Origin of the sequence: Paraflavitalea devenefica (genome assembly GCF_011759375.1) — a bacterium.
GTDB lineage: Bacteria > Bacteroidota > Bacteroidia > Chitinophagales > Chitinophagaceae > Paraflavitalea > Paraflavitalea devenefica.
Genome location: NZ_JAARML010000001.1, coordinates 1,585,753 through 1,610,316, shown reverse-complemented (window position 1 = coordinate 1,610,316; position 24,564 = coordinate 1,585,753). Strand labels below are relative to the sequence as shown.

Annotated in this window: 27 protein-coding genes; 11 read left to right on the top strand and 16 right to left on the bottom strand. The window is 45.5% G+C overall.

Going from position 1 to position 24,564, the window contains the following annotated elements:
* Position 1 precedes the first annotated feature (1 nt).
* The 4 genes from asnB to HB364_RS06605 all read right to left on the bottom strand — a co-directional run bounded on the left by asnB (position 2) and on the right by HB364_RS06605 (position 3,980).
* Positions 2–1,849: an asparagine synthase (glutamine-hydrolyzing) gene (gene asnB, locus HB364_RS06620; RefSeq protein WP_167287076.1), complete on the bottom strand. Its 1,848-nt coding sequence runs from the start codon at positions 1,847–1,849 to the stop codon at positions 2–4.
* 106 nt (positions 1,850–1,955) lie between these two features.
* The gene (locus tag HB364_RS06615) at positions 1,956–2,591 is read right to left on the bottom strand and encodes a DUF2911 domain-containing protein (RefSeq protein WP_167287075.1); all 636 of its coding nucleotides are present in this window, start codon (positions 2,589–2,591) and stop codon (positions 1,956–1,958) included.
* Positions 2,592–2,617: 26 nt separating this feature from the next.
* Positions 2,618–3,190, bottom strand: a complete 573-nt coding sequence (locus tag HB364_RS06610; RefSeq protein ID WP_167287074.1) for a DUF2911 domain-containing protein — start codon at positions 3,188–3,190, stop codon at positions 2,618–2,620.
* A 193-nt stretch (positions 3,191–3,383) separates the two neighbouring features.
* Positions 3,384–3,980 carry an acyl carrier protein phosphodiesterase gene (locus tag HB364_RS06605; RefSeq protein ID WP_167287073.1) on the bottom strand — a complete coding sequence of 199 codons (597 nt, stop codon included), beginning with the start codon at positions 3,978–3,980 and terminating at the stop codon, positions 3,384–3,386.
* 255 nt (positions 3,981–4,235) lie between these two features.
* Here HB364_RS06605 and HB364_RS06600 point away from each other — a divergent pair, with 255 nt between their 5' ends.
* Both HB364_RS06600 and HB364_RS06595 read left to right on the top strand, forming a co-directional pair.
* Entirely contained in the window at positions 4,236–4,688 is a 453-nt protein-coding gene (locus tag HB364_RS06600; RefSeq protein ID WP_167287072.1) for a hypothetical protein, read from the top strand.
* Positions 4,689–4,797: 109 nt separating this feature from the next.
* Positions 4,798–5,772 carry a deoxyhypusine synthase family protein gene (locus HB364_RS06595; protein ID WP_167287071.1) on the top strand — a complete coding sequence of 325 codons (975 nt, stop codon included), beginning with the start codon at positions 4,798–4,800 and terminating at the stop codon, positions 5,770–5,772.
* Between the two features lie 98 nt (positions 5,773–5,870).
* Here the strand turns inward: HB364_RS06595 and rpiB are convergent, their stop codons facing one another.
* The 11 genes from rpiB to HB364_RS06540 form a co-directional block, all read right to left on the bottom strand.
* Positions 5,871–6,326: a ribose 5-phosphate isomerase B gene (gene rpiB / locus HB364_RS06590; protein WP_167287070.1), complete on the bottom strand. Its 456-nt coding sequence runs from the start codon at positions 6,324–6,326 to the stop codon at positions 5,871–5,873.
* A 15-nt stretch (positions 6,327–6,341) separates the two neighbouring features.
* Positions 6,342–7,196, bottom strand: a complete 855-nt coding sequence (tatC, locus tag HB364_RS06585; protein WP_167287069.1) for a twin-arginine translocase subunit TatC — start codon at positions 7,194–7,196, stop codon at positions 6,342–6,344.
* Positions 7,197–7,315: 119 nt separating this feature from the next.
* Positions 7,316–8,593, bottom strand: coding sequence for a hemolysin family protein (locus HB364_RS06580; protein WP_167287068.1), 1,278 nt, complete (start codon positions 8,591–8,593; stop codon positions 7,316–7,318).
* A gap of 63 nt (positions 8,594–8,656) precedes the next feature.
* The gene (gene gmk, locus HB364_RS06575; RefSeq protein ID WP_167287067.1) at positions 8,657–9,235 is read right to left on the bottom strand and encodes a guanylate kinase; all 579 of its coding nucleotides are present in this window, start codon (positions 9,233–9,235) and stop codon (positions 8,657–8,659) included.
* A gap of 62 nt (positions 9,236–9,297) precedes the next feature.
* Positions 9,298–9,996, bottom strand: coding sequence for a LytR/AlgR family response regulator transcription factor (locus HB364_RS06570; RefSeq protein WP_167287066.1), 699 nt, complete (start codon positions 9,994–9,996; stop codon positions 9,298–9,300).
* The gene (locus HB364_RS06565) at positions 9,993–11,039 is read right to left on the bottom strand and encodes a sensor histidine kinase (RefSeq protein WP_167287065.1); all 1,047 of its coding nucleotides are present in this window, start codon (positions 11,037–11,039) and stop codon (positions 9,993–9,995) included. The genes HB364_RS06570 and HB364_RS06565 overlap by 4 nt, the downstream gene beginning before the upstream one ends.
* A gap of 3 nt (positions 11,040–11,042) precedes the next feature.
* On the bottom strand, positions 11,043–11,711 hold the full coding sequence (locus HB364_RS06560; protein WP_167287064.1) for a hypothetical protein: 669 nt from the start codon (positions 11,709–11,711) through the stop codon (positions 11,043–11,045).
* A gap of 19 nt (positions 11,712–11,730) precedes the next feature.
* On the bottom strand, positions 11,731–12,357 hold the full coding sequence (locus HB364_RS06555) for a hypothetical protein (RefSeq protein ID WP_167287063.1): 627 nt from the start codon (positions 12,355–12,357) through the stop codon (positions 11,731–11,733).
* A gap of 229 nt (positions 12,358–12,586) precedes the next feature.
* Positions 12,587–13,273: a class I SAM-dependent methyltransferase gene (locus HB364_RS06550; protein ID WP_167287062.1), complete on the bottom strand. Its 687-nt coding sequence runs from the start codon at positions 13,271–13,273 to the stop codon at positions 12,587–12,589.
* A gap of 52 nt (positions 13,274–13,325) precedes the next feature.
* Entirely contained in the window at positions 13,326–14,225 is a 900-nt protein-coding gene (meaB, locus tag HB364_RS06545) for a methylmalonyl Co-A mutase-associated GTPase MeaB (protein WP_167287061.1), read from the bottom strand.
* A 35-nt stretch (positions 14,226–14,260) separates the two neighbouring features.
* The gene (locus HB364_RS06540) at positions 14,261–15,160 is read right to left on the bottom strand and encodes a glycosyltransferase (protein ID WP_167287060.1); all 900 of its coding nucleotides are present in this window, start codon (positions 15,158–15,160) and stop codon (positions 14,261–14,263) included.
* 103 nt (positions 15,161–15,263) lie between these two features.
* Between HB364_RS06540 and HB364_RS06535 the strand changes: the two genes are divergently transcribed.
* The gene (locus HB364_RS06535; protein ID WP_167287059.1) at positions 15,264–16,154 is read left to right on the top strand and encodes a glycosyltransferase family 2 protein; all 891 of its coding nucleotides are present in this window, start codon (positions 15,264–15,266) and stop codon (positions 16,152–16,154) included.
* Here the strand turns inward: HB364_RS06535 and HB364_RS06530 are convergent.
* Positions 16,129–17,406 (bottom strand): O-antigen ligase family protein, encoded by a 1,278-nt coding sequence (locus HB364_RS06530; protein ID WP_167287058.1) that lies wholly within the window; start codon positions 17,404–17,406, stop codon positions 16,129–16,131. The two genes, HB364_RS06535 and HB364_RS06530, sit on opposite strands and share 26 nt — an antisense overlap.
* A gap of 179 nt (positions 17,407–17,585) precedes the next feature.
* On the opposite strand from HB364_RS06530, the gene HB364_RS06525 reads away from it, so the two are divergent.
* From HB364_RS06525 to HB364_RS06490, 8 genes are all read left to right on the top strand, one after another.
* Positions 17,586–18,236 (top strand): LON peptidase substrate-binding domain-containing protein, encoded by a 651-nt coding sequence (locus HB364_RS06525; protein ID WP_167287057.1) that lies wholly within the window; start codon positions 17,586–17,588, stop codon positions 18,234–18,236.
* A 63-nt stretch (positions 18,237–18,299) separates the two neighbouring features.
* Positions 18,300–19,031, top strand: coding sequence for a type III pantothenate kinase (locus HB364_RS06520; protein ID WP_167287056.1), 732 nt, complete (start codon positions 18,300–18,302; stop codon positions 19,029–19,031).
* Complete coding sequence (locus HB364_RS06515) at positions 19,024–20,325, top strand: hypothetical protein (protein ID WP_167287055.1); 1,302 nt, start codon at positions 19,024–19,026, stop codon at positions 20,323–20,325. The genes HB364_RS06520 and HB364_RS06515 overlap by 8 nt, the downstream gene beginning before the upstream one ends.
* A 2-nt stretch (positions 20,326–20,327) precedes the next feature.
* On the top strand, positions 20,328–20,906 hold the full coding sequence (gene lptC, locus HB364_RS06510; protein ID WP_167287054.1) for an LPS export ABC transporter periplasmic protein LptC: 579 nt from the start codon (positions 20,328–20,330) through the stop codon (positions 20,904–20,906).
* Positions 20,907–21,173: 267 nt separating this feature from the next.
* Entirely contained in the window at positions 21,174–21,692 is a 519-nt protein-coding gene (locus tag HB364_RS06505) for an RNA polymerase sigma factor (protein ID WP_167287053.1), read from the top strand.
* Positions 21,685–22,437, top strand: coding sequence for a hypothetical protein (locus HB364_RS06500; RefSeq protein WP_167287052.1), 753 nt, complete (start codon positions 21,685–21,687; stop codon positions 22,435–22,437). The genes HB364_RS06505 and HB364_RS06500 overlap by 8 nt, the downstream gene beginning before the upstream one ends.
* An 11-nt stretch (positions 22,438–22,448) precedes the next feature.
* Complete coding sequence (locus tag HB364_RS06495; RefSeq protein WP_167287051.1) at positions 22,449–23,732, top strand: DUF4097 family beta strand repeat-containing protein; 1,284 nt, start codon at positions 22,449–22,451, stop codon at positions 23,730–23,732.
* Between the two features lie 97 nt (positions 23,733–23,829).
* Positions 23,830–24,435, top strand: a complete 606-nt coding sequence (locus HB364_RS06490) for a DUF3471 domain-containing protein (protein WP_167287050.1) — start codon at positions 23,830–23,832, stop codon at positions 24,433–24,435.
* Positions 24,436–24,564 lie beyond the last annotated feature (129 nt).

The following is a 24,564-nucleotide window of genomic DNA, read 5'->3' as shown; positions in this document are numbered from 1 at the left end:
TCTATCGTAGTAAGGTTCCGGCCACCAGGTATCTCCAATCAAAGTTATCAGCCGCATGGGTTTCCTGCGGCTGAATTTTTTTATCCAATACAGCCCGGCTCAATACCCCTTTATTGACCAGTACCCTGCGTGCTTCCCGGATATATTCTTTTACGGGTTCATCCTGCATCCATAGTTGCTGGGGAGGTTCGAAGCCTACCTTGTCCTTTCGCCATACGATAGCCGGGGGCAATACGGGTTCCATACTTTTACGCAACACCCATTTGGTATACCCGTCGCGTATTTTATACCGGGCAGGCAGGGAAAAAATGAAGGTAGCCAATTCGTGATAAAGGAAAGGCAGCCTTACTTCCCGTCCATGCGCCATGGAATTACGGTCGGCATATTGCAGCAATTCTTCCAGCCCGTTCAGAAAAGTGTTATAATAAAGCACTCCATTGAGCGTTGGCACATGAGGTATTGCATAATGAGATATGCCAAAGGCATCCCTGAAATCAGGACTGAGATCTGCATGGCGACGTTGCTGCCGGCGACGCTGCCGCTCCAGCCAGGTTTCAGCAAAATGAGGCAGATGAGCTGCCAGCCTGTGCCGCCAGTTCCACTGGTCCTCCTGTCCTGCCGGTATCGCCTGTTGCAGTTCCTTCCGGAGCAATGGCTTGTTTTGCCGGTATAATTCCCGCCAGTACCAGGGATAATATTTTGAGTAACCACCCAGTAATTCATCGGCCCCCTGCCCATCCAATAATACAGTAACGCCCTGTTGCCTGGCCAGCTCAAACACTTTGTATTGAGCCACAATGCTGGCCGACTGAAAAGGTTCTTCCTGGTGATGGCAAATGCGCTCAAAGTCGTTGATCAGGTCGCGGGCAGTGGGTTGCACCTGGTGATTGGTTACGCCAAAGTAGCCTGCCATTAATGCTATCCGTTCTGATTCATCACGAACAAAGCCCGGAAAGGTAGCCGAGAAGGTTTGAAAGCTGGCCGGCTGCCCGCCGGCCTGTTGAATACAGGCCAGCACAGAAGAGCTGTCCAGTCCGCCACTGAGCGAGGTACCCACCGGTACATCACTGCGTAAGCGCCGGTTTACAGACAATGATAAAAGCGAGCCTAATTGCTCAGCCGCCTCCGCTTCAGGAAGAGCAGTGTCTGTTTTATCAAGATCAATATCCCAATAGCTGTGCTGTGTAAGGGTATGCTGTTGTGCATCCCAGATCAGAAAACAGCGGGCAGGCAGCTTGTAAATATCCTTATAGAAAGTTTCGCTCGAATCTTTGGGATTTTGAATATAACCGAGTGTGAGGTAATTGAACAGCATCCTTTCATTCATCTTCTTTTCAATGCCGGCAGCCCAAAGGGCTTTCATTTCACTGGCAAATACGAACTGTTCTTTATCTGTATAATAGTAAAAGGGCTTTTCGCCAAAGCGGTCGCGGGCAGCAAACAGTTGCTGCTCTTTTTCGTCCCAGAGGGCAAAGGCAAACATGCCGTCAAACTGCTGCAGGCATTCCGTACCCCATGCATCATAAGCTGCCAGGATCACTTCTGTATCAGACTGTGACCTGAAGCTGTATCCCTGTTGTTGCAGTATTACCCTTAACTCCCGGTAATTGTAAATTTCCCCGTTATAGACAATGGTATAACGGTCCCTGTAGTGCATGGGCTGGGCGGCTGATTCGCTAAGGTCAATGATGGATAGTCGGCGATGTCCCAGTATCACCTGTCCTCCCGGCGCCTGCCAACAGGCTGCTCCATCGGGGCCACGGTGCGCAATGGCATCAGTCATGTTGTTAGCACGCTGTACCGACACCAGCGCCGGATTGGCAGCTATTATACCGGCAATTCCACACATAGAAGCCCAAGATACAAGGTTCAGCGCACAAGTCAAGGAATGCTCCTGATCACAGGAAGTAATAGAAATCTTCAGGTTGCGCCAAAAGATCTAAAACCAATAGTCTTTACCAGGTAAATGGCAATTTTGCCTGCACACTGTCCCATTCCATAATGAGTTCTGCACCTTTGCCGGCCTTTTCAAACTCCATGGTAAATACTTCGAAGGGATAGTTGGTCTTATTAACAGGGATGGTAAACTTGTAGACGTCTTTGGTAGAATCTATTTTAAGCCCCCACGTGAACAGGTCGGTGTTCAATATGAGGGTCCATTTATCTTCAAAAGGAATGCAATACAGTACATACCGTCCTTTATCCACCTTTTGCTTTTCGACAATTATATCCTTAAAGAATTCAATTTCGGTGGCTTCATTGGCGCCCAGCCGCCAGGGACTACCATATTTCAATACATCGCCGAAAATAATGCGACCGCTTTTTTGGGGCCGGCTGTAGATAACCCGGGCTACCAAGGGCTCCTGCACGTTTTTGGCCATTTTCAGTTTGGGATAATCAACCGGGTAATAAGCCATATCCATCGGTGATTTATCAACACCGGCAGGTAAAGGGGTTTCGGTTGAAACGCCTTTGGAAGGAGTAATAGTCACGTGGTTACTGCCAGAGCCGGCTTTCTGCTCACATGACCATAACATACCGGATAAGCCAACCAGGATCAAAAAGCCTTTATATTTATTAAGTCTGTGCATATACATGAAAAATAACAGAATTATGCTCAATTGCTCTGAAAATTAAAAGGCACCAATGCCTTTACATTGTCCCACATAATAACCAGGTTGATGCCTGTTGAATCCTTTTCAAACTGCATGGTAAATGCCTCTGCCGGATCGGGCTGCTTTTCCACCGGAACATCTAATCTCAACACATCTTTCTTCACATCATATTGAAAAGCTCCCCAGATATCTGTTTCCTTGTTAAATATGATCGTCCATTTATCCTGCCAGGGAATCGCATACATGGTATAACGTCCCTTCTTCAGCTTATTATCACCAAACTTAACATCCCTATATAGTTCTATCTCAGTAGCCTCATTAGCCCCCAGCCGCCATAGCTGGCCATATTCTATCAGTTCTCCAAAAACCGGGCGGCCATTTTTGAGTGGCCGGCTGTAGATGACCCTGGCCATCAAAGGCTCATTCAGCTTGTTTTGGATCTTCAGTACCGGGTAGTTTACCGGATAATAAGCCATGTCCATAGGTGATTTATCGAGAGATGGCGATTTAAACTGGGCCAATGATACCGATACATAATATGTTAACAGAAAAAATAAAGTCACCACTTGCTTCATATCCTTCATTATTTAAAGCGGCAAAAATAACAGATTACAATGGAACTTAATGGTTTTTACAGGATGGACGGTGCCTACATCAATGCCGTTCAGGTATTGCCGGTTTTCCGGTTCATTTACATAAGGCATGTTCTTAAAATAGACTCTCTGGCTGGTATTAGCCCTCTGTTAATACGATTAAAAACAGATTAAACTATTTTTTGCTATTTAGGCTTTCAAAAGTAGTCCATGCAAAGGCTTTCAATGCAGGAAAAAAGCTTTCATAGCATCGTTGTAATTCATCATAGTTCTCTTCAAACAGTCTAAATGCCGTGTGGCCTTCAGTAAGGTAGGCCGACCGCCGTACTACTCCCTCAAAGCTATGCTCAATGCCCACGCGCTGGCGGTAGCCATATAACCAGTTATACTGTTTCATATAGGGATACATCTCCCTAAAGGGCGCCGGGAATAGGGACACGTATTGATCCAGCATGGTATATACTTCCTGTGAAAATTCAAATAGCCTGTTGCCGGTAAACTGCTGCCTGTCATTGGCCAGGAAATGATCGTACACTACATCTACAAAAGCGCCGCTATACAGCCGGTAACGGGAACGGAAAATTTCTTTGGCTGCTGCCGTAGTGGGATGCTCATCAGTAAAAGTATCAATGGCCCTGTGTAATACAATGCCGGCATGCACCCCCGCCGGATAATCAAATTGTTTCTTTCCTTTTACGAAATCGCTGAAGAGATTGCCAGCCAGTACAGCCGGGTCGTTAAAAGAAAGGTATGCATGCGCCAGGTAATTCACAAAATGTCGGTATTGAGGTATTATATTACAATTTACAGGATTTTAACATGCTTTCTGAAGCAGAACGTTTGTTAAAAGAGTTAAAATTTTGTGATGAATGGCAATAGCAGACAACAATTGAAAAGCGGGTTTTAAACACAAAGAATTTATCCGCTAAGCTGTAACATTTGAAAAAAGCCTGCGTCGTATATAGTGAAGGGCATTTGAAAGTGAAGCGTCAGAGACCCAATCAATAAAAAGTAAAAATAGTATACCATGAAAAAGATGATGTTAGTATGGGCGTTATTGTTAACTGTAGGAATTACTTCCTCTTTTGCCAACCCCACAGAAAATGTAAGCCAACAAGTAGTTAACGCCTTTAAAAAAGACTTTGCCAGTGCCCAGGATGTAAGCTGGGACAATGGTAAACAGTTTGCCAGGGCAACCTTCAGGATGAATGACCAGGTAATGTATGCTTATTATTCAAAAGAAGGAGAATTGGTAGCAGTAACCCGCAATATCATATCTGCCCAGTTGCCCATCAACCTGCTGGCCGATCTGAAGAAAACCTACGGCGAATATTGGATTACCGATCTGTTTGAAATGGCCGCCAACAACAGCACAAGTTATTATGTTACACTGCAAAATGGTGATAGAAGCGTAGTACTCAAGTCAAGTGGCTCCATTGGATGGGAAGTATTCAAGAAAGAAAAGAAAGCTACTTTATAACGGTTTTTTAAGTTGGTTTTAGTTGGAAAGAAAAAGGTGGGTCATCCGAAGATGGCTCACCTTTGTTTTTATTATGCTAACTTTGCCGCCACAAAAAATTCTGACTATCATGGCTAAAGGACCTGTTTCACAGTTTATCCAACATCACTACCGTCACTTTAATGCGGCTGCGCTGATAGATGCTGCCAAAGGATATGAAACACACCTGTTGGAAGGTGGTAAAATGATGGTTACCCTCGCCGGAGCCATGAGTACGGCTGAACTGGGTATTTCCCTGGCAGAAATGATACGTCAGGATAAAATACAGATCATTTCCTGCACCGGCGCCAACCTGGAAGAGGATGTGATGAACCTGGTGGCCCACAAAAGCTATAAGCGGGTACCCAATTACCGTGACCTGACTCCCCAGGATGAATGGGACCTGCTGGAAAATCATTATAACCGTGTTACCGATACCTGTATTCCCGAAGAAGAAGCATTCCGACGCTTACAAAAGCACCTGGTAAAAGTATGGAACGATGCAGAAGCCAAAGGCGAACGTTACTTTCCCCACGAATTTTTATACCAGGTAGTACTGAGCGGTGTGTTAAAAGAATATTATGAAATTGATCCCAAAGACAGTTGGATCGTAGCTGCGGCGGAAAAGAATATTCCCATCGTGGTTCCGGGTTGGGAGGATAGCACTACTGGTAACATCTTTGCCAGCTATGTGATCAAAGGACAACTGAAAGCCACTACCGTAAAAAATGGTATCGAATACATGGTATGGCTGGCCGACTGGTACAGGCAAAACAGCAGTGGTAAAGGCGTGGGCTTTTTCCAGATCGGCGGTGGTATTGCCGGTGATTTCCCTATCTGCGTAGTACCTATGATGTACCAGGACCTGGAGTGGCATGATGTACCTTTCTGGAGCTATTTCTGCCAGATCTCCGATTCCACTACTTCTTATGGTTCTTATTCCGGCGCCGTGCCCAATGAGAAGATCACCTGGGGTAAGCTGGACATCAATACGCCTAAATTCATCGTGGAAAGTGACGCCACCATTGTAGCGCCACTGATCTTCGCCTACCTCTTAGGCTGGTAATTTAAAAAACAACTTATAAAACAAAATGCCTCAAGCTGTAGCGACTACAACTTGAGGCATTTCTCATTATCAAATTTTCAAATTACCATATTTTCAAATTAACTACAGGCGATCTTATTCACCCGTGTCTGGTGGCGGCCACCTTCAAAAGGGGTATTGATAAAAATATCCACCATTTGTTTAGCATACTCCACAGCCACAAAACGGGCAGGAATACAGATAATATTCGCATCATTATGCTGGCGGATCAGTTGGGCAACATCTGTCTGAAAGGACAGACCGGCCCGGATGCCCTGGTGTTTATTGGCCGTAATACATACCCCGTTGGCGCTGCCGCACAGCAGGATGCCAAAAGCCGCTTCCCCTTTCTCCACCGCTTCTGCCACAGGATGCGCGTAATCAGGATAATCTACTGACTTGTTTTCATACACCCCCATATCACTTACCTGGTAGCCGTTTTCATTGAGCCATTTTACCAGGTCCACTTTATAATCATAACCGGCATGGTCGCTGCCGATAGCAATCGGTTTGGTGAGATCGAACGAAGAAGCCATACTTATTTTATTGAATTAGAAATTTCTCGCTTTTTCTTCCTCCCGCTTAAATACCCGCTTGGAAATCAGGATACTGAACTCATACAGGAATGCCAGCGGCAGGAAAACGATCATTTGACTCATCCAGTCGGGCGAAGGTGTAATAATAGCTGCAATGACCAGGATGGCCACATAGGCATATTTACGGTAGGTTTTCAGGAAGTTAGGAGTAATAAGGCCTATACGCGTTAATACGTAGGAGATCACGGGCAACTGGAAAGCCAGTGCCGACCCGATAATAATATCTACCAGGTTCTCCATATAATCAGCCAGCGTGGGCTTGGTCACCAGGATGTTATTAAGACCGATGGTATAATTGGCCAGGAAACTAAAGGTAAAGGGAGCCAGCAGGAAATAGCCGAAAGCCACCCCCAGGAAAAAGAAGATGGAAACAAAGACAATAGCACCCCGGGTGCTCTTCAACTCTTTGGGACTCAGGGCCGGCTTTATAAAGCGCCAGAATTCCCAGAAAATGTAAGGAAAGGCAATAACAAAACCACCCACAAAAGCAATGGTGATGCTGCTCATGAATTGGGAGCCGAAAGCAATAACCTGTAATTCTTTTACTTTGGGCGGCGGCAAACACAGTGTATCACCTGCACCTATCCATCGGCTAAATTTACACAAAGCCGTGTAAGTGAAGAAGTTATCCTGTAAAGGGCCGGCTATGATATTAGTGAAGACCCAATCTATATAAACAAATATTACAATGGCCCCTATGATAATCGCCAGCAGGGAGCGCATGATATGCCAGCGCAACTCCTCCAGGTGATCCACAAAGGTCATCTCCGGATTATCAGCCTTCCTCTTGTTAAATAACGATAACGCCATTGACTAATACAGATATAACTTGGTAAAAGCGGGGCAAATGTACGGGTTATTCACGTTGAGTGGGGCAAGAAAGCTTGTTAATATGTAGTGATTGGGATTCCTGCGAAACAAAATCGGCATCATCTCAGGAGCTTCAGGCGTACCATTTCAATTCGGGTGTCACTTACATTCATTACCTCAAACTCATAATCACCTATAATAATACGTTCCTTGAGCTTAGGGATCGTTTCATGCTGCTGAATGATAAAACCTGATAAGGTCTCCGAATCATTATCCGGGAACTCCAGGCCATATTTTTCCTTCAGGTAGTCCAGTTCCAGCCTGCCAGACAAGATAAACTCATCTTCCGATACCCGCTTATCTTCAAACTCTTCCACATCAAACTCATCTTTAATCTCCCCAAATATCTCTTCCAGCAAATCTTCCATGGTAACAATACCTGCCGTTCCGCCAAACTCATCCACTACCCAGGCAATACTTTTACGCTCCCTGCTGAACTTGCTGATCAGGTCGGTAGCGCTCATACTCTCCGGAATGGCCGGAATAGGTAACAACATATCTTTTATGGTGGCAGGCTGCTTAAAAAGGTCCAGTTGGTGTACATATCCCAGGATATGGTCTATATCCCCATCATACACTACCAGCTTACTAAGCCGGGTACTGACAAAAGTCTTCCGCACTTCTTCCACGCTGAGTTTAATATCCACGGCATCAATTTCTTTCCGGGGCACCAGGCACTCCCTTACCTTGATCCTGGGCAGCGAAAGGGCATTTTCAAACAATTCTGCTTTCAGGTCCTGGCTTTGGTTATGGTGTTCATTATTCTGGCTGAAGAACTGCTCCAGATCGGCACGGGAAAAAGCTGGCTTTTTCTTGTCGATCCGCATATCGAAAATAATATTGAGCACGAAGATGGAGATCTTTACAAACAGCACACTTATCCAGTTGAAGAACTGATCGGCCAGCCCCAGCAAACCCGTTCGGGCCGAAAAGGACAGCAAGCTATCAGCCTTTGCCTTGAAAATCGCTTTCGGGATACACTCCCCCAGGATAATGATCAGCAACCAGGAAAGAATAATTTCCAGCACCAGCCTGATGGGCACCAGGTAGGCCATTACATAGCTGTCGAACCTTTTCCAGGGAATGGCCATATTCCAGTAGGTGCTGCCCAACAGGACTGCCACTACCAGGAAAAAATTAAACCCAACGATATTAACGCCGATAAAACGGGAGGGATTGTCAAACAGGCTGCTCAACAATACACTGCTGGCAGAACCCTGTTTCTTTTTCAGTTCAATATTCAGGCGGTTAGCCGAAGTGAATGCCACTTCAACACCCGAAAACCAGGCAAGAAAGAAAAAAGCCAGTGCAATAAGTATTATAACTACTAAACTCATACTTGGGATACGAATTTATAAAAAGAACGATGGATTACATAACTTATTGGAGAAGATAGCCCATCATATTTCTAAAAAGTCCCTTACAATTCCCATAGCCTCTTCCCGGGCCTTATCCAGTTGGGCATTCACCACAATACGGTGAAAATGATGCTTGAAAGAAATCTCATAAGAAGCCTTATTGACCCGGGCCTGCAGGCTTTCGGCAGTTTCGGTGCCCCGGGACTCCAGGCGGCGCTTTAATTCGTCTACGGAGGGAGGTTCTATAAAAACAGATAACGTGGTATTGGGGTATTGTTGTTGCACGTGGATGGCCCCTTTTACGTCAATATCCAGTACCGGTACCTGGTTATTGGCCCATATACGGTCCAGTTCCGACTTCAGGGTACCGTAATACTTGCCCTCATACACCATTTCCCATTCTACAAACTGCTGGTCGCGGATCTTCTGCTGGAAATCCTCCACGCTCATAAAATAATAGTCCGCCCCGTCCTTTTCATTGCCCCGCGCCTCACGGGTAGCCGCAGACACGGAAAAGGCCAGTTGGGGGAAATGTTGTAATAAATGCCTGGTAATAGAGGTTTTACCTGCTCCGGAAGGGGCAGTAATAATGAGTATTTTATTACCGGGATTAAAGGACATAGCTAAAATAAAACTGCAAAGAAAGCCAAAAAAACCGGACTTTCCGACTTCCGGCCCAGACTTCAGATTTTCAGCCGCGCAAATACGGCTTCCCGGTAAGAAGCCCCTATCGGGATATCCTTTTCCCCGATCTTGACATAATTGCCTTCAATAAATACGATCTTATTACTGGCTATGATATAACTCTTATGCACCCGCATAAACTGCTCTGCCGGTAGTTCCTCCTGCAGGCTCTTCAGCGTATCATGTACCAGGTAATGACCCTGGGTGGTGACCACTTTCACATAATCATCCAGCGCTTCTATATACAGGATATCTGCCAGGTTTACCTTATACACTTTCTTATCCGCCTTAATAAAAATAGAAGTAGCAGCCAAGGCGCTCCCTGACTCTTTCCGTTCCAGCTTCTCCAGTGCTTTATTAACGGCCTTGAGGAAACGCTCAAAAGAAAAAGGCTTCACCAGGTAATCTATGGCATCCAGCTCAAAACCTTCTGCAGCAAACTCAGGATAGGCCGTAGTAAAGATGACCAGCGGGGGTCGGGAAAGGCTTTTTAAGAAGCTAATGCCCGATAAGCGCGGCAAATTGATATCCAGGAATACAATAGCCGCCTGCTGCCTTGCCAGCCATTGCTGCGCTTCCACAGCATCTGAGCAAACAGCCGCCAGCTCCAGCAGGGGATGTTCCCCGATATATTTTTTCAGCACATTTTGCGCCAGTGGTTCATCTTCCACCACCAGGCAGCGATAGAGTGTACTCATACCTTCAGTTCAAGGGTTACAATAAAATCATGGGCAGTTTCGCGGAACAGTAATGCATGCTTTCCGGGATACAGCAATTCCAACCTCCGCCGTACATTTTCAAGCCCCACACCTTTATGGTGGGAGTAAGCTTCATCTACCTGTCCACGGGTATTTTGTACTTCAAAGCGAATGATGTCCGGCAATACCTGCAACAACAGTCGTATGCTCACGGCTCCCGTATTGCCTTTGGCGCCATGCTTAAACGCGTTTTCCAGGAAAGTTACCAATAACAGCGGGGCTATGCGCTGCTGTTCTATCTCCCCTTCCACCTTCTTTTCCAATTGCAATTGCTCATTGGAACGTATACGCTGCAAAGCAATATAATCTTCCACGATCTGCCATTCCTTTTCCAGCGGCACAAAATCTTCCCCGGATTCATACAGGAAATACCGCATCAGGTGCGAAAGTTGCAAAATAGTCTGTGGTAGCCGCTCATCTTTATCCAGCGTCATGGAATAAATACCATTCAGCGTATTGAAAAAGAAATGCGGATTTACCTGCGCTTTCAAAGCCTTCAGCTCTACCTGTACCTTTTCTGTTTCCATCTGCAGCAGGCGCCGTTGCAGGTCATTCACCACAAACCAGGACCGCGACAACTTCAGCAGGGAAGTAATAGCCAGGTATACCACAAAAAAAAGGCTCACTTCCCATACCGTGAAATAGGAAATAAAAAAATAATCGGGCAGTATATACTTCGACCAATTTTGGAAGAATGAATAATTCAACCAACTGAACAATACCACTAACAGCACAACAGCCGGCACATACCAACCCCAGCGGCGGTAATTGGCCAGCCGGGGCAGCAGCCATCCCAGGTTAATATATGCAGCCGGAATAAGAGTACCATGGAACAGGCCCGAATAAATATAATCTATCTTTTCTGGACGTATGCCCGTTTTAAAAAGTTGCACAAATACCACGTAAGACAGCACCCAGAAAACCAGGTGCTGTAATAACCGGAACAGGGGATGATATAACCAACGGCCTTTATTCATCATCATGCATTATCCTTTTCTGGTTAAAATGGTTGATTTTTCTTTCAAATATAACCTTTCGTCATGGCCATACTTTTCCAGAAACTGCTTTAACTCAAAGGAAGAAGCAGTGATCAGGAATGAATCGAACAGGTTATCTTTTTCATGCTTTAGCCGGAGATTGCCCTTACTCACCTGTTCTTTTATGAAATCTCCGTTAAGGTATTTAATGACAACTTGGCTATCGCCTGCGAATTCGAGCTTCGCAATACTAAAGGTGCGCAGGTAGTTCTCCGAGAATTCGAATACTGTACCTTTCTCTTCCGGTTTTTGGGGATGTTTTCCCCCCAATGACATGATATCTACAAAAAGCTGGTCATTGATCTTACTAAGGGCGCCTATCATTAAATAGTCTATGTCCTTTTGCTTAATCGTAATGAGATAGGTTTTTGAGTTAAAAGCTATCTCTTCTTCCGTTTCTCCCAGTGGCAGTTTTCTGCTTCCGTCATCCTCTCTCAGAATATTGCTTTCAACGAGGGGTTGGATGCTCATCGCCGTTTTTCCGTCGTTCCATTCCCCGGATAATCGTTTATCCATAATCATGGTGCCAGGAGTCGCCAATGGTTGAAGGCTGGTAACACAGGCCGGTTGGGCCAGTATAAACGTTACACTAATAATCAGCATTAATATCTTTTGCATATAAAAAAGTTTAGGGTAGTTATTGTATCCTGCTATAAGTCTTATTCTCGTTGTAGGCTTCATCCACATCACTGTATTTGAGTACATATTGCTGCAATTCTTCTGTGGGTGCTGTGATCACATAATCGCCAGTATAACTTACCTCATGCCGGATGCGTATTTTCTTTTCGGTGATCAGCTTACGCAGGTAACTGTCGGAAAATTGACTGATGGTGATCGTCTTACCGTCTCTGCCAGGTTGTAACCGGAAGAAGCTGTGCATCGGCATAAAATTGTTTTTGTAGAACTCAGGATGCCCCCTCTGTGCCTTTGTTTCTGCAGGGTAATAATCCAGGTACACATGTTTTCCGATACGTGCCAGGAAAGCATAAAATTTAGCCATCTCTTCGCCGGTCTCCCGGCTGGTTACCGTAAGTACGTAGGCCTTACCGGCCAACTGCTGCAAGCCTTCCGGCAGGTTGGCAAAACTTTCGGGTGTACCCTGCTGGAAAGTAAGTACCTCATCTTCAGGACCTCCCCGCCAGGAACCTACCAATTTGGGATCAAACTCCAGGTCCTTTTCTGTAAAGAGCGGATGCACAGCAGAAAGGCATCCGCTCAGTGTGACAATGGCAACCAGTATGGCAGCCGTTAATACTTTTTTCATGAATTATAATTTATAGATCAAAACTACCCGCGCCGGCAGGTTGGGTAAAACCAATTCGGTAAACGTACAAATCAGAACGGTGAACAATAGAAGTGCTAACAAAAATGGCGGGGCAAGAAGGTCTGGCAGAAGCAGACCGTGCAGGATGAAAACAAGCTCCCTGCCGGTCATTATGCTTCAAAAAAGCTATTACTGATCAATAGCCGGCAGGGAGAGTATGCTTGAAGATCTATCTACTTAATCCAAAATGGGTATAGAAATAATCGGCAGGCTTAAGGTTTAACCATTCAGCCCGGTTCTTATTGAAATCTTCATAGGTAAAACGGGCTATCTGATCGGGCGTAAAAGACAACCCCCGCTCAGGTGTGCCATAAGTAACTATTCCCAATCCATGGTCACAATCCAGCACAAACGCATTCACGTCCTTTCTTACAGAACGCAGGTAAAGAATGGCTTTCCATACATCTCCATTCCAGGTGTCTGCAAAATTACGGGCTTCCCACTCAGCAAAAGAACTGGCTGCTGCCTTTGTTAAAGGATTACAGTCATGAATAACAATAACACCATTCGGCGTCAGGTAACTGAGTGTATTTTCAATATCCCGTAAAGCGTAAGCATATTCATGCATGCCATCTATTAAAGACAGCTCTATCTTTTTATCAGCAAAAACCCTGGCAGCGTCCTCCTCAAAAAAAGCATCACTGGTCTTTTCGAAATACTGATTAAAAATATTGTAGGGATTAAGAATTGTTTTGCCAATCTTCCGCAAAGTATCAAAACGAAAATCGGGGTCCACCGCTACTTTGAAATTACTGTTGATCCGGAAGAAAATATGACCGTTAAACACACCTATCTCCAGGTAATTTTTTAATTTTTTTTGATTTAATAAGGCTTGTAAAATTGTCTGCCTATCCATGTCAGGGTATATTTATTTTTTCGAAAACCAGGCTAAGCTATAATATTTTGACTTAAAACTGCTGAATAAACCTGTATAAATTAAAATCACCTTGCTTCACCAGCGCTTCAATACTTTCCTTCAGTATATGTTTATCTACATCTTTCATTCTTTTTCGCTGAATCAGTTCGTACGCTCTTTCGGCCAGCAGCCATATCTTTTTGTTATTATTGTGCCAGTCTGCTCCTTCCTGCACGATGATCTCCATCAACTCGGCTACACCCTCTTTAGAAGAAGCCACCGTTTTAATAACAGGTACAGGCTTTGCATCGGCTATCACATCAGATACCAGGAGCGATCGCAGGTTGCGTGCAAAAAGTTCAGCATCCGGCCTGTCGGCTTTATTCACCACAAAAATATCTGCAATCTCCATCAGGCCGGCTTTCATCGTTTGCACCTCATCACCTGCCTCAGGCACCAGCACCACCACCGTTATATCGGCCAGACCGGCTATTTCCACTTCACTTTGACCCACACCCACTGTTTCCACAATGATATAATCAAAAGCTGCCAGCTTCAGCAGATCAGTGATCTCAATTACTTTGGGATGCAAGCCACCCAGTGAGCCCCTCGTGGCCAGACTACGGATAAACACCTGCGGGTTTTGGTACCAGGCGCTCATACGTATCCGGTCGCCCAGCAGGGCGCCCATATTAAAAGGCGAGGAAGGGTCTACACACAGCACTGCTACCGTCTTTTGCCGCTTTACCAATTCTCCGATCAGGGCGTCAACAAGTGTGCTTTTACCCGCTCCGGGCGGACCTGTAATACCAATAACAGGAATGCCGGGAGCAGCAGGCAGCGACTCCAGCAGCAATTCGTATCCCGGCACTTCATTTTCAATGTAGGAAATACCGCGCGCCAGCGATTTAATATTCTTTTGCAGAATATCCTGCGCTATCTGTTTAAGCACACTGGTGCGGTTAGTAACAAAATCAGGCTTATTATTCAAATAATGCGGTAATTCTTATAAGTAAATAACTGTTTCCCCGTCTTCTTTTGGATAAAGTACAACAGCTTCTCTTTAAAAGACATATTGCTCTCACGCCGGTCATACTTAAACTCCCAATCCTGCTTTTCTATCCGGCTTTTCATCACAGAAGGATGAGGTCCTGTATAAGGCTCCAATATATCAATATTATTATAGTTAAATCCGTTCTTCCATCTTTCGGCAAACTTATTCAGCGCTTCATCATCCTTAATATAGCGCTTCACAAACTCAAGTTGCTTTTTAAGTTGCTGTTCCGGGTTCTTTACATAACTGTAATGGAAAATAGTAGCGTCCAGTTGTTTCACATGCAGCTTATTCCCTTTCTCCTCATGTTGGTTTCCGGGATGCTCAAACTTCCTGAATCCCTGTGAGTCACGGTACGACCGGATATGGGGATTATTCCGTATAATACGTATTTCCTTATTATGAAACCGCCGCGAGGGGCCATAGTGCTTATAGTCTCCAAAGAAATTGATAAAATGGAACAGGAAACCTTCCACTCTCTCGTCATCCTTATAATCAATCAGTGCCTGTCGTATGCCCGGCAGGTCTTTTTCATGCACCACCTCATCTGCCTGTATATGAAAAGCCCAGTCGCCGGTAGCATGAGCTAATCCAATATTGGCCTGCTGGGAAAAAATATATCCCTTCTCGCGGTCTTCCTCTTTCCATACACTATCTACGATCCTGATCTTGGGACTGTTCAGTCCTTCAATGGCCTCCCTTGTACCATCTACCGAATCTCCAACCACCATAATAAACTCATCACATATGGGTAATATGGATTGTATAGATTCAAGAAAAGGATAATCATAAATAAACCCATTCCGCACATAAGAAAAACCACTAATCTTCATTCGGTCAGTTTTGACCAAAATTATTCTGATTTGCATTATTTCCAAATAATTTCTCACATTTGCCACTCAGTTACAGCATCTCTTTGATAAATTGAACCTGCTCATGGAAAGTGGCATCAGCAAACATTTACGGACGACACCAGCAAATAAAAAATTCTCTATCCTGATTCCTACCTGGAACAACTTGCCCTACCTCAAATTATGTATTGAAAGCATACGCAAAAATTCAACCTATACACACCAGGTAATTGTGCACGTAAATGAAGGCGTAGATGGCAGCCTCGCCTGGATACAGGCCCAACCCGATATTGATTACACCCATTCAGAAAAGAACATCGGCATCTGTTATGCGCTGAACTATTGCAGAAGCATCGCCACTACAGACTACATCGTATACATGAATGACGATATGTATGCCTGCCCTGAATGGGATAAGATACTGGCCGATGAGATTACGGCCATAGGCCACCCTTACTTCTTCCTGTCTTCCACAGCCATTGAGCCCGTGGCCTCCAGCAACTGTGCTATTGAAAAAAACTATGGCGACAGTGTCGAATCATTCCGGGAAGAACAGCTTTTAAAAGAATTCAGGCAACTGCCCGGCAGCGACTGGCAAGGCTCTACCTGGCCACCCAATGTAGTGCATAAAGATATCTGGGACATGGCAGGCGGATATAGCATTGAGTTTTCTCCGGGCATGTACTCCGACCCGGACTTTTCCATGAAGCTATGGCAAATCGGTATCCGCTTATTCAAAGGCATCACCCAAAGCCGCGTTTATCACTTTGGCTCCAAGTCAACCAAAAAAATGGTGAAAAATAAAGGCTACTACATGTTCATTGCCAAATGGCGCATGACATCCAGCACCTTCACCAAAAAATACCTGCTCCGGGGTGAACCCTACCAGGGACTTTTAACACAGCCGGCCCTGCCAACTACCTTACGATGGAAAAACCTGCTTAAAAGGGTCACTGCTGCTTTTCAGAAATTGTAGCGGCAGGCTGACCGGCTGGCGGTAAGTGAAAATAAAACAACCATATAAAGAACCAGAAAAAGATCAGTTCCTGCTGCACAGTCAGCGTAGATTCGACAAAGGATTGCAGCATATAATGCAGTACCACCAGTAGCAGCAATAACTTTCTCTCCTTACAGGCTGCCCGCAGCGGATAAAACAGCAAGCCTATAAAAAGCAGCAAGCCTATAATACCCGCACTCAGCATAGATTCCAGGTATTGATTATGAACATTGTATCTTTCCTTCACACCAATCTGGAAACCTTTTTCCTGGTACTTCTCTATTAACTCCTCCTTTGATTGTACCAGCCCGTAACCTATCACAGGCTTTTCCCTGATCAGCTCCAGTGCCGAATCCCAAATAAGCAGCCGCGCAGCCAAACCATTCTGGTCATCTGCTGACCCTGAATACATTTTTAGCTCCATAGACCTCATCCTGAATTTTATATAGGCAACATTATTCATCATCCAGGCTGCCGATACCACCACCACCGCCGCCAGAACAAAGCCAACAAGAAGATTTTTAACCCTTGTAATACTTATACGCACTATGAAATACAGGAGTGTTATAACTGTGAGGAAGATCACCAGCTTAGAAGACAACAACAGGATCATGCCGAAAAAGAACAGGCACAAAAGAATGACCCCTGCAGCGGGTATCCTGAAAGGGCTGTTTACCTTATTAATAAAATTGAAATATAAAAGCCATATGATGCTTGCCAGGCAATAGTTGGATAGAAAAATGGCATTCAACCCTGCCTGGTAACTCAAATAATGGTACGAGAATACAAATTCATCATGGGTTACCTGGTATTCCAGGTAGGCGCTTACCAGGCATACCACACATACCACAATAATGGTTGCAACAAAGACATAACACAGGATCGCTATGTCGCGCCAGGTAAGCCTGGGAATAATCGTAAAAATAATAGGCAGGGATAAAAAAGCTCCATAGCTTTCAATTACCTTAATAAAAACAGCCTCGTGGCTATCCCACAACCAGGTAGCAGCCAACCAAAAAAAGAAGCCTACGGCAATCATCCAATAACGATGCTGCCATAATTTTTTAAAATGCTCCTTTATAGGCGCCTGGATTAATCCTGCAAATACAAAATAAAAAATAGCCCAGCTATTCCAGTTATTCTCCAGCGGGATCGTAATAACTGTAAGCAGCAATGAAATGAGTAGAAACAATTTCTTATCAAACCTAAAAGCGCCATGATCGGGGTTCATATTGTCCAAACTAAGCACCAATAGTAGCAAAAAAAATCAACACTGCACCGGCCGGCATATTTATATTAACATCCGTCAATCCTGGCTTAAAACCTTCACAAAGTGTTATAGTTACGCGACTACTGCATTCCCCCCGGTTTATTTTATATTTGTATTTCTGAGAAAAGTAGCATAAAAACATGACCAATTTCATTCCGATATTTCCATTGGGCATAGTGGTGTTTCCCGGCGAAAAAGTGCACCTGCACATCTTTGAACCGCGGTATAAACAACTGATCAGTGAATGCTTTGAAAGCAAAAAGCCTTTTGGCATACCTGCTGTGGTAAACAATCGCTTACAGGAAATGGGAACCCTCGTTCAGCTTACCGATATTGTACAGACCTACGAAAACGGGGAAATGGATGTAAAAACCCAAGGCTTGAAAGTGTTCCGGATACTCGAGGTCATCAATGCCGTTCCCGAAAAACTATACAGCGGCGCTATTGTCAACTATCCTGAAAATGAAGAAGAAGCCGCTAACCGCCAGCTTATGCAGAAAGTAATCAATGGCGTAAAGGAATTACATCGCCTGCTCAACATCAGCAAAGATTTCAAAAAGCCTGACGAGCAATTACAAGCTTATGACGTTGCCCACCATGCCGGCCTATCATTGGAAGAAGAATATGAAGTATTGGGACTACTGAAAGAACTGCAACGCCAGGAATACCTCAAACGACACCTGCAGAAAGTACTCCCTATGCTCATGGAAATGGAACAGCTCAAGGAAAAAGTGAAACTCAACGGCCATTTCCGTAATCTTTCCGCCTTTGACCTGGACATAGACATATAGCCGCCCTGTATTATTCTGGCTTCTGTATGCTGAATTCCGTATTCTTGCATTAAATCTCACTGCTTGTCCCAAACAACACTTTGCTTTGACTTTGGCAATACCCGGTTAAAATGTGCCGTATTTGACGGAAATTCCCTGAAAGAACTACTGGTATTGGAAAATGACCATGACGACACGATACAGCAACTCATCCAGCAATACCGGCCGGCAAAATCCATTCTTTCTTCCGTGGTCAACCACAATCCCGGGATAGAACCCTTACTGGCAGCCACTACCCGTTTCCATAAACTGAACCACACTTCCAAACTGCCCATTACCACGCCTGTAGGGAAACCTGAAGACATCGGGGCCGACCGCCTGGCCATGGTAGTAGCCGCGGTGTACCTCTTTCCCGGGAAAAATAACCTGGTTGTTGGCCTGGGCACCGCCATTACCTACAATTTTGTCAACAAATACCATGAATTTGTCGGAGGCAGCATCTCCCCCGGTATGGAAATGCGGTTTAAGTCCCTCCACCACTATACAGCCAAACTTCCTCTGGTCAAAAAAGACTGGAATCTGTCTCTCATTGGCTATGATACCCGGACCAACATTTTGAGTGGAGTTATCCTTGGAATGGCCAAAGAGATCGACGGAATAATAGAATTTTATGACGAAAAATACACCAACTTTAACGTCCTCTTAACCGGGGGCGATACACCCTTTTTTGTCTATCATCTGAAAAACAAGATATTTGCAGACCCTAATTTAATCTATAAAGGCCTTTATGCCATTAGTGAGCACAACAATGTATAAGAAAATCAATCTGTTAGGAATAGTCTGCTTATGTTGGCTCTCCTTTGCACAGGCACAAACCGAAAATTCACCTTACTCCCGTTATGGACTGGGAGATGTAGTACCCGGACAGAATATATTAAGCCGGGGAATGGGTGGCGTTTCTGCAGCCTATTATGACTTTAATACCGTAAATTTCATTAATCCAGCCTCTTATGGCCGTTTACAGGCCACCACGCTGGATCTGGGTGTAGAACTCACTAACCGCACCTTAAAGGCCAATAATCCCCCCCGTAAATTCTCCTCTTACAGCCCCAACATATCTTATGTTCAGTTGGCATTCCCCCTCAAAAAGAACGGCGGATGGGGTGTGAACCTTGGTCTGAGGCCCATTACCCGTATCAACTATAAGATCGGGCAGGCAGAACGCCTCTATCTCGGTGTGCCGGGCGACACATTCGATGTGAGCACCTTATATGAAGGCAATGGTGGTACTTATGAAGCCCATATCGGAACAGGTTTTGCCATCACCAAAGACCTTACCGTAGGGATAAACTTTGGCTATCTGTTTGGTACTAAGGACTATAGCACCCGTAAAGCCATTATTGACACCCTGGCTTATTACTATAAATCGAACCACGAGCGGAAAACCAGCTATGGCGGTGTTCTACTCAATGCCGGCATCCAGTATACAGCAAAGCTCAACAAAAAGAACTGGCTTCGCTTTGGCGCCTATGGCAACCTGCAGCATACCATCAAGGGTAAAAGGGACTATACGGCAGAAACCTTTGAGTACAACTCCAATAGCGGTGCGCCGGATACCATTGATGTGGCCTATCGCGAAACAGGCGTCCGGGGCGATATCATCTATCCTTCCTCATTCGGAGCTGGTGTTATCTTCGACCGCCTGGGTAAATTCCAGATTGGTGTGGATTATGCACAGCAGCGTTGGGGCGATTACAAGTTTTTCGGCGAGAAAGATGATGTACAGAATAACTGGCAAATGAAGATCGGCGGACAACTTACGCCTTCAGGGGGCAAAACCTACTGGAACTTTGTAAGCTACCGCACCGGATTTTCCTTTGGCAAAGACTATATCCAGGTAGACCAGGAACTGCCTATCTGGACCATTTCCATTGGCGCCGGCTTCCCTATGCGTAAGCCCGCCTATACCAACCAGTTTTCTGTAATCAATACCGTTTTTGAATTTGGCCGCCGCGGCGACAATAAAAGCCTCGTACGGGAAAGCTTTTTCCGGGTAGGTATTGGCCTTTCTTTAAGCGATATTTGGTTCCAGAAATACAAGTACGATTAATCATGCAAAGGCCTACAGCAACATATTTTCTTCGCACAGCAGCTCTTCTCCTGGGCTGCTTTTTTGTTATTACCGCCTGCGAGAACGACCAGGCGGAAGTAGACAACCTGTTCAGCAGAAAGGTCAGGCTGGAGGAAGCCAAAAACATAGAAAGCTACCTGAGTGAAAAAGGCATTGTAAAAGCTAAACTCACCGCGCCTTTCATGCTCCGGCGTCAGGTCGATTCGGCTTACATGGAATTCCCCAAATCCCTGCACGTGGATTTTTATGATTCCACTTCCCGTATTGAAAGCATTCTCGATGCCCGCTATGCCAAATACTTTGAATATGACCGTAAAATATTACTCAAAGACAGCGTAGTGGTCATCAATATCATTAATGGCGACACCCTCCGCACTTCAGAATTATGGTGGGACCAGAACAAGCAGGAGTTTTATACCACCGCCCCGGCGCACCTCAATCAACGTACGGGGTACCTGTTTGCCAGGCAGGGATTAAGGGCTGCCCAAAACCTCTCCAGGAAAGAGTTTTATCAGGCGTCCGGACAAACGCTTACGGACGACACCACTTTTTTGCCGTAATTCAATTTTTCCCCAAAAAGCTATAGAGCTCTTATAGAGCTTTTATAGAGCAGTTATAGAGGTCTTATAGAAACTGTCATCCGGGGATCATCCGGAGATCTTCCGGGGAACAACCTAAGGAGATGGTACCCCCGGCTATTTATTACCCGCCTTCGTACCTTGTACCGGGAAAAAATTATTTTCCCTCCCTTTCCAACCTTTTAGCAACTCCTTACTCTTATTATCAGAACGGCATTGGAAAAAATAGCACACATACTAACGGCAATCGTGAGAAAAGCAATCCAGGGCGATGAGGAAGCCCAAGGCCTGCTCTATGAGCAGTTCTCACAGAAAATGTTCAGTATTTGTGTACGGATGACCGGCAACCGGCCCGATGCGGAAGACATTTTACAGGAATCATTCATCACCGCATTCAACAGCTTGCACCAGCTCAGGGAACAACACCTGTTTGAACCCTGGCTCCGTAAGATCATCGTCAATGAATGCATCCGCCATGTAAAAAAAGGTATCCGCTGGCTGCCGGTAGAAGAAGAGCACCTAAACGACCCGCATGCCGAAGGGGAGAACTGGCTACAGGGAATCAGCTTTGAGCAAATTCACCAGGAGATCAAAAACCTGCCCGGAGGCTGCCGGGAAGTATTTAACCTGTATGTGATTGAGAACTATTCGCACCAGCAAATCGCCGACGCCCTGGAAATAACCTTATCTACTTCCAAAAGTCAGTATCACCGGGCCCGGCAACTATTAAAAGAAAGGTTATTAAAACAATTGGTACGTCATGGATGAATTTAAAAAATACCTCTTTGATCACCGTGATGAACTGGACACGGAAAAGCCGCCACGTCCGCAGGTGTGGAAACACATACAGCGGAAAACGCAGGTGGCTCCAAAGCCGGTGATCACATTGGTAGCTAAGTGGCTGGTGGCCGCCGCCATACTGGTAGCAGCTTCTATATTGATCTACCACCTTCAGCATCCGGAAAAAGTGGAGCCCAGGCTCTCAGCGGTTGATACCCCGAAAACAAGCAACAACCCGGAGTTGACTGGCCGGGTGAATTCATCTACTGGTACTGCCTCCGGGCAGGGGAGTAAGGGATCTGCCACAGAACTACCCGGCGACAAAACAACTAAAGAAAGGACCACTGTACCGGACACGCGCAAGCCAGCTAAAAAAGACCTGGCGCAAACTACCAAACCAGTATCTCCCCTAAAAGCGATAGAAGATAATTATGCCACCATTATCAACTATCAGCTCCGGAAACTGGAAAAAACGCCCATTTACACAGAGAGCCCCGGCTACTTCCATGTATTCAAAAAACAGTGGCTCGACCTGGAACGCGATGAGAAAAAAGTAAAGCAGGATGTGCGTTTATATGGTCTTACTGACAACGTCGTTTACCAGCTCATCCAGCTCTACCAGCAAAAACTATGGCTCCTGAAAGAGCTGCAATCAGAAATTACCAACATGAACTCCCGGGCCAAACAACACCCGGATATTCAAAGAACCAACCCCGCATATTTAAAATTGTAAAAGACACAAGCATGAATAACAAAAAAATATTTCCGTTCCTCCTGCTGGCCGGAACCCTTCTCACGGCAGGCAGCACAAACACCCAGGCACAACAAACCCTCACCAAAGAGATCAGCCAGGAAGTGCCTTCACAAAAAGGGTCCCTCATACGGCTGGTCAGCACAGCCCGTAAAGTAACCATCAAACCCTGGGACCAGGCAAAAGTGAAAGTCACGGTAGAATTGGTCTACGACACAGCCATTCCCCGGAAAAACCGTACGGATGCAGAATGGTTTGAAGACATGGGCATCAACATTAAGCCTTTCAGCAACCGCGTAGACATCCTCACCGGCGCCAGTGTGTCCGGCGTTTCATCTCTCCCCTTAAAAACAGTCACCGTTGCCGGTTACAGACAGCAAAATCCCATTAAGCGCAAAGGGGAAAAGGGAGATGTAATAGTGGAAGGCTACCGCAGCGGCACACCGAAGGAGATCATAGTAAAAGGTTTTGCAGCAAAACCAGCCATACGCGTAATGACCATCCTGGTGCCTGCCGGTTGCAAACTGGACCTGGAAAACAAGTATGGTGATGTAAGCATCGGCATGAACGTTGATGAAGCCAAGCTGGAGATCACCAACGGCGCCCTCGACGCCCAGGACATCAAAGACCTGAAGCTCGTTGGCAACTATTGCAATGCCAACCTCGGCAACATCGAGAAAGCAGAAGTAGAATTCACCAACGGCACCTTCCGCGCACAAAACATCAATGACCTGGACATGGATTCCAAATCCTCCACCATTGAATACGAGAAAGGAAGCTATCTTTATATACGCAGCCAGGCCGATCACTTTTCCATTGACGCCATTGACAAGGTAGACGGCCGTAAAGTATATGGCAGCATCAAAATAGATCAGCTCAACAACAGCTTCGACCTTGAGGGCAATAACGTAGACATCAAATTCCGCAACATAGGTCAGGACGTATCACTCATCAGGATCAATAACAAATACGGCGATGTGCGCCTGCCTGTTAAAAACCTGAAGAATTATTATGTTGATTTTATAGGCAACTACTCTACCGTATTTGCCTCCTTCCAGAAAGAAGTGGTGAAGGAAGAAGAAAAGAAAGAAGGTGAAGGGGACGCAGCCGTTAAAGAAGCTGGACAGGCGGTCACCGTAACGCGCTATAAGATCGGCACCACCTCTGCCGTAGGGGAAGTAGCTCCCCGCCACTTTACCAGCGCCAATGGCGATACCAAAGGAAAACATACCCGCATCGAGCTTACCTGCCATTCCTGTACCGTAGACTTCAAGTAATAGCCGTACAACAGTTCTTTTGCCATAACCGGAATATAGCCACAGGAGCGGCTAACCACCGCTCCCCTTTTTAGCCATCCTTTTTAATAGTATAGCCATGATCTTTACAAAGTATACTTTGTACCGGATATTGTTATGCCTTGCCTTTGGCGCCTTAACGATCGAAAACCAGGTACGCGCCGCCATTACAGACACCATGCCGAATGGTACACAAAACAGCCCGTATACTTTAGCCCCGGAATTTGACAGGCTCATTGCAGCCGAATCCCGGAATAATGAGCCCGGCGGAGAGATCCTGGTAGCTCAAAAAGGACAAATAATAGAGTTTCTTCGTGATTCAACCGGCAGCATTCATCAGCTCGCTTTGGGTAAAGCAGGTATTGCGAATTATTACTGGTTTAAAACCAGTCAGCCCATTCCTGCTCTCCTGCCAACCAGGGTACCCGATAGCCTGATGCAACAATATGCGGGCAGGTACGTCTTTTCTGCTGGAGATACCCTCACTATTATCAAAGAAGGTTCCGGCATCGTGGCCCAGCCAACCGGAAAGGAGAAGTTCCCCACCTATGCCGAAAAAGAGCACATATTCTTATCGATAAAAGAACGTGCAAGATTCGAATTCAGAAGAGACAGATCGGGTCTTATTAATAAGCTTATCTGGTACCAGGACAAAGAGAAAAAAGAAGCAAAAAGGCTTCGCTGAACATTTTCGTCAAGCAATTGGGCCACTTGATCAAGATTACCAAATAACCGTTACCCGTTTATTTAATTTAGTTATGCAAAACAATAATGGGTTCCTGGACCGGTATACAGCACCGGAGGGATTGCATTA

Bases quoted from the DNA above. Each gene is read 5' to 3' on its own strand.
- tatC (WP_167287069.1), bottom strand. From the start codon at position 7,196: ATGGCGTTATCGTTATTTAACAAGAGGAAGGCTGATAATCCGGAGATG.
- HB364_RS06615 (WP_167287075.1), bottom strand. From the start codon at position 2,591: ATGCACAGACTTAATAAATATAAAGGCTTTTTGATCCTGGTTGGCTTA.
- HB364_RS06530 (WP_167287058.1), bottom strand. From the start codon at position 17,406: ATGAACCCCGATCATGGCGCTTTTAGGTTTGATAAGAAATTGTTTCTA.
- HB364_RS06535 (WP_167287059.1), top strand. From the start codon at position 15,264: ATGGAAAGTGGCATCAGCAAACATTTACGGACGACACCAGCAAATAAA.
- HB364_RS06580 (WP_167287068.1), bottom strand. From the start codon at position 8,593: ATGAGTTTAGTAGTTATAATACTTATTGCACTGGCTTTTTTCTTTCTT.
- HB364_RS06490 (WP_167287050.1), top strand. From the start codon at position 23,830: ATGATCTTTACAAAGTATACTTTGTACCGGATATTGTTATGCCTTGCC.
- asnB (WP_167287076.1), bottom strand. From the start codon at position 1,849: ATGTGTGGAATTGCCGGTATAATAGCTGCCAATCCGGCGCTGGTGTCG.
- gmk (WP_167287067.1), bottom strand. From the start codon at position 9,235: ATGTCCTTTAATCCCGGTAATAAAATACTCATTATTACTGCCCCTTCC.
- HB364_RS06560 (WP_167287064.1), bottom strand. From the start codon at position 11,711: ATGCAAAAGATATTAATGCTGATTATTAGTGTAACGTTTATACTGGCC.
- HB364_RS06595 (WP_167287071.1), top strand. From the start codon at position 4,798: ATGGCTAAAGGACCTGTTTCACAGTTTATCCAACATCACTACCGTCAC.
- HB364_RS06565 (WP_167287065.1), bottom strand. From the start codon at position 11,039: ATGATGATGAATAAAGGCCGTTGGTTATATCATCCCCTGTTCCGGTTA.
- HB364_RS06500 (WP_167287052.1), top strand. From the start codon at position 21,685: ATGGATGAATTTAAAAAATACCTCTTTGATCACCGTGATGAACTGGAC.
- HB364_RS06600 (WP_167287072.1), top strand. From the start codon at position 4,236: ATGAAAAAGATGATGTTAGTATGGGCGTTATTGTTAACTGTAGGAATT.
- HB364_RS06525 (WP_167287057.1), top strand. From the start codon at position 17,586: ATGACCAATTTCATTCCGATATTTCCATTGGGCATAGTGGTGTTTCCC.
- HB364_RS06550 (WP_167287062.1), bottom strand. From the start codon at position 13,273: ATGGATAGGCAGACAATTTTACAAGCCTTATTAAATCAAAAAAAATTA.
- HB364_RS06540 (WP_167287060.1), bottom strand. From the start codon at position 15,160: ATGAAGATTAGTGGTTTTTCTTATGTGCGGAATGGGTTTATTTATGAT.
- HB364_RS06515 (WP_167287055.1), top strand. From the start codon at position 19,024: ATGTATAAGAAAATCAATCTGTTAGGAATAGTCTGCTTATGTTGGCTC.
- rpiB (WP_167287070.1), bottom strand. From the start codon at position 6,326: ATGGCTTCTTCGTTCGATCTCACCAAACCGATTGCTATCGGCAGCGAC.
- HB364_RS06570 (WP_167287066.1), bottom strand. From the start codon at position 9,996: ATGAGTACACTCTATCGCTGCCTGGTGGTGGAAGATGAACCACTGGCG.
- HB364_RS06610 (WP_167287074.1), bottom strand. From the start codon at position 3,190: ATGAAGCAAGTGGTGACTTTATTTTTTCTGTTAACATATTATGTATCG.
- HB364_RS06495 (WP_167287051.1), top strand. From the start codon at position 22,449: ATGAATAACAAAAAAATATTTCCGTTCCTCCTGCTGGCCGGAACCCTT.
- HB364_RS06555 (WP_167287063.1), bottom strand. From the start codon at position 12,357: ATGAAAAAAGTATTAACGGCTGCCATACTGGTTGCCATTGTCACACTG.
- lptC (WP_167287054.1), top strand. From the start codon at position 20,328: ATGCAAAGGCCTACAGCAACATATTTTCTTCGCACAGCAGCTCTTCTC.